This window comes from Rhodococcus zopfii NBRC 100606 = JCM 9919, from assembly GCF_001895025.1.
Taxonomy (GTDB): domain Bacteria; phylum Actinomycetota; class Actinomycetes; order Mycobacteriales; family Mycobacteriaceae; genus Rhodococcus; species Rhodococcus zopfii.
This window is the reverse complement of sequence record NZ_BCXI01000074.1, coordinates 1-3602: the sequence shown is the minus strand read 5'-3', so window position 1 is coordinate 3602 and position 3602 is coordinate 1. Positions and strand designations below refer to the sequence as shown.

Here is a 3602-nt window from a genome sequence, read left to right as displayed (position 1 = left end):
ATTGAATTGTGGTGGTGGCCAGGGCCGGGATCGAACCGGCGACCTTCCGCTTTTCAGGCGGACGCTCGTACCAACTGAGCTACCTGGCCGGGACGGCACCCGAACCGAATGCCGATCGCATACTCACTGCGACCCTGACGGGACTCGAACCCGCGACCTCCGCCGTGACAGGGCGGCGCGCTAACCAACTGCGCCACAGGGCCAGAACTTTGTTCACTTGTATTGCACGCTCCGGCCGTCAACCGAAGAGTACCCCCTACGGGATTCGAACCCGCGCTACCGCCTTGAAAGGGCGGCGTCCTAGGCCGCTAGACGAAGGGGGCCCAGACCGGATTGCTCCGACCCGCACCCTCAACGGCGTTCGTGTTCCGTTGGGAGCGTGGATAGCTTAGGACACCGCTTTCATGATTCACAAATCGCCAGGTAAACGCTACTATTGCGAGGGTTCGGCAACGTCCGGCCAGCCCTCCCGGTGCCACCTGTCGAGCCACTCCTGCGATGCCATCGCCTCGAGCGGAACCTCCAGGCACATCTCGAACCGCCCCCGCACATCGGCGTCGGGCGCCGTCAGGTCGGTCATGTAGCGCTGCCCGGCCAGCGCCGCACTGACTACTTCGATGAAGCGGCGGATGTCGACGCCCGGCCGGAAAAGCCCGTCGCGTTGCGCTTCCTCCGCGAGGCGATAGCCGGCGAGTCCCCACACCGATCCGCCCCTCAGCCGCGCCTCGGACTCGAACTCGGGCTCGATCACGAGCTTGAATTCGGCGCGGATGATGGCGTCCCGGTGCAGGGCGTCACCGAGATCGGCGACCAGTCCGTGCAGGCGCTCGAACGGGTCGAGGCCGGGAGCCTGCACCCAGCGGTCGACGAGCGTCCGATACCTCTCGAGCCCTTCCTCCAGCACGGCACGAGCGAGAGCTTCCTTCGAATCGAAGTGGAAGTACATCGCACCCTTGGTGGCGTTCGAATGCTCGAGAATCGCGTTGATCGATGCCGCCGCGTAGCCACGCTTGGAGAACTCTGCCGCAGCGGACTCCACGATCGCGGCCCGCGTACGCCGCGCGCGTTCCTGTTGGGGTGGTGCCATGGGGTGAAGCCTCCGAAACTGACCGCCGCCCCCCACGAAAACTCTGCCCCCTCGAACAACTCTAGACGGCATGCGGCCGGCGGCGGCGCGCGCACGCGGAGCAGCACGAACGGTCGCCGCATACCGAAGCCGGAAGAACACACCGAGTGGTATGATTTGTCCCGGCTCGGGTGCGACGCAGGGGGTGAGCATCCGAGCCGTCGACACAATTCCGGGTTCCCGGATATCCTGGCGCGGCGCAGTGTGGTTACACTGTGCGCCCACGCCCCTATAGCTCAGTTGGTAGAGCTACGGACTTTTAATCCGCAGGTCGTAGGTTCGAGCCCTACTGGGGGCACCGCGACGCGGCGGGCTGATCCGATCAGTCCGTCGCGTCGGACTTTCTCTTCTCCTCCAGCTCCCGCGCTTCCCGCTCGGCGCGCTGCAGTTCCAGCTCACCGCGTGCGCGGCGCAGATCGTCGCCGCGTTTGCGATGGCGCGTGCTCACAACGACGACGGTCACGAACACCAGAGCACCGAGGACCGCGCCGACGAGGGACGCGCCGCGGAAGCCCGGACCGTCCACGTCGAGGATGCGCTGGCCCGCATGCGCCGCATTGCCTCCGCCGAGCACGATGCTCAGCGTCATCAGGTTCGGCACGGCGACCACGAGCGCGACGATCGCGAGGGCGATCTGCAGCCCGCGGTGGTACCGCCAGTCGCGCACGCGCCACACCCACGACAGCAACGCCAACGGAACGAAGGTGCACAGGAATCCGAACACCAGACCCCACAGCGTTCCGCGTGCCATTCCACCGTCGGCGAGACCCGCGATGCGCTGCGCCCACCAGCGGGGAACGAACGCGGCGAGCACGAAGTAGAGAACGACCAGGGCCAGTAGTCCGAGCAGCACCCACACGGTCTTCTTCACCCACGGGGGCGGGCCGGTCCGGGCGATCCCGGGCTCATGTGTGCCGTCCGACATGTTCTGCCTCCCGTTCGCCCGTTTCGTGTGCATTCCACCCTACGGATCGCGGTGCCGGCGCGCCCTGTTCACCCGGGTATCGCGGCCGAATTTGGATACCGTGTGGTCGCTCACGGAAACGATCCGGCGATCGAGGGGAAGTGGCATGCGGAGTTTCGTGGATCTGGGACTGTTCTTGTCCGCAATCGCAGTGGGGATCGGGACGTTCCTTCCCGTCCTCGGCGGGATCCGGGCAACCGAGATCCCGCTGGCCTCGCTGCGGGACGGATTCGACGGAGACGACCTGAGCACCCTTGCCGGCACCGACCTGCCGATTCACCTGTCCCTCGCGACTCCCTTGGCCGCGGCCGCAGTCCTGTTGCTGCTCGCAGCCCTGTTCGACTCGATCCCGACCGGATGGGCCGGTGCGATCCTCGGCGCTGCTGTCGTCGTCGTGCTGGCGGTGCGGGTGCAGCAATCGTTCGGCGACTACATCCGGGACAACCACAGCACCGTGCTGACGAACCAGAACGGATTCGTCCTTCTCGTCAGTGGAACAGTGGTCGCGTTGCTGTGCAGTCTGATCTCCGTACGCAGGCCCGCAGCACAGTCCGAGGCGTGAACGAGACCGGACAAAACGGCACACGAACGACGCGTGCCGGAATTGCACGGCGGACGCAGAGGGACTGGTTAGGCTTCGCGACAACGGGCAAATCGCATCCTGGGGTGCCCCCTAACCAGACAGGTTCTCATGGCTACTCTCGACGACCTTCTCTCACAGATCCCTGTTGCTCAGATCGCCGAGCAACTCGACGTGGATCAGCAGACTGCGGAGACGGCCGTGCGCGCCGCGCTGCCCACCCTCGTCGGCGGCCTCGACGCCAACGCGCAGGATCCGGCCGGCGCCGCGTCCCTGCTCTCGGCTGTGAACAACCATTCGAGCCGGCTCGTCGACGGTGGCGTGAACGTTGCCGAGGTCGATACCGCAGACGGCGACAAGATCGTCTCCAACGTGTTCGGCGCCAACAAGGACCAGGTCATCAGCACCCTCGGCGGCGTCAACGGCGGGGGCGGCAACGATCTGGTCGCCAAGCTTCTGCCGATCCTCGCGCCGATCGTGTTGTCGTACATCGCCAAGCAGCTGACCTGCGGCGGCCAGGGTGCGACCACGTCGACGGCGTCGACTCCGACCCAGGGCGGCCTCGGCGATCTGCTCGGCGGACTCCTCGGCAGTGCGACAGGCGGCTCGGGCGGCGCCGGCGGCGCACTCGGCGACGTTCTCGGCAGCGTGCTGGGCGGCAACGCGGGCGGCGGGCTGGGTGGCCTGCTGGGCGGTCTGCTCGGCGGCGGAAAGCGCTGACCCCAAGCATCCCCTCGGGGGCGGCGACATCCACGTGTCGCCGCCCCCAGTCGTTGCGGCGCGTGCAGTGCGTTGCGTGCTCGAACGTGCCTCCTGATCGGGCCCGCCTACAAAAGCCTGTACCGTGTCCACCCAGGGGGATGTTTGTGATCTGAAGCACTCCCCGGAAACGACGGGCCGCGAGCCGCCGATCGTCGTTACAGTTCGTCCCA

Annotated in this window: 4 protein-coding genes and 4 tRNA genes; 3 read left to right on the top strand and 5 right to left on the bottom strand. The window is 66.7% G+C overall.

The window, feature by feature from the left end; all coding sequences use genetic code 11:
• Positions 1-12: 12 nt before the first annotated feature.
• The 4 genes from RZ1_RS28430 to RZ1_RS28415 all read right to left on the bottom strand — a co-directional run bounded on the left by RZ1_RS28430 (position 13) and on the right by RZ1_RS28415 (position 1087).
• Positions 13-89 (bottom strand) — tRNA-Phe (locus RZ1_RS28430).
• A gap of 40 nt (positions 90-129) precedes the next feature.
• Positions 130-203 (bottom strand) — tRNA-Asp (locus tag RZ1_RS28425).
• 47 nt (positions 204-250) lie between these two features.
• Positions 251-323, bottom strand: a tRNA-Glu gene (locus tag RZ1_RS28420).
• A gap of 110 nt (positions 324-433) precedes the next feature.
• On the bottom strand, positions 434-1087 hold the full coding sequence (locus tag RZ1_RS28415; RefSeq protein ID WP_072816190.1) for a TetR family transcriptional regulator: 654 nt from the start codon (positions 1085-1087) through the stop codon (positions 434-436).
• Positions 1088-1351: 264 nt separating this feature from the next.
• Between RZ1_RS28415 and RZ1_RS28410 the strand changes: the two genes are divergently transcribed.
• Positions 1352-1424, top strand: a tRNA-Lys gene (locus RZ1_RS28410).
• 24 nt (positions 1425-1448) lie between these two features.
• Here RZ1_RS28410 and RZ1_RS28405 read toward each other — a convergent pair.
• Positions 1449-2051: a hypothetical protein gene (locus RZ1_RS28405; protein ID WP_072816189.1), complete on the bottom strand. Its 603-nt coding sequence runs from the start codon at positions 2049-2051 to the stop codon at positions 1449-1451.
• 145 nt (positions 2052-2196) lie between these two features.
• Between RZ1_RS28405 and RZ1_RS28400 the strand changes: the two genes are divergently transcribed.
• Together RZ1_RS28400 and RZ1_RS28395 are read left to right on the top strand one after the other, a co-directional pair.
• Positions 2197-2652, top strand: coding sequence for a hypothetical protein (locus RZ1_RS28400; protein ID WP_072816187.1), 456 nt, complete (start codon positions 2197-2199; stop codon positions 2650-2652).
• Between the two features lie 129 nt (positions 2653-2781).
• The gene (locus RZ1_RS28395) at positions 2782-3390 is read left to right on the top strand and encodes a DUF937 domain-containing protein (RefSeq protein ID WP_072816186.1); all 609 of its coding nucleotides are present in this window, start codon (positions 2782-2784) and stop codon (positions 3388-3390) included.
• The last annotated feature ends 212 nt before the right edge of the window (positions 3391-3602 follow it).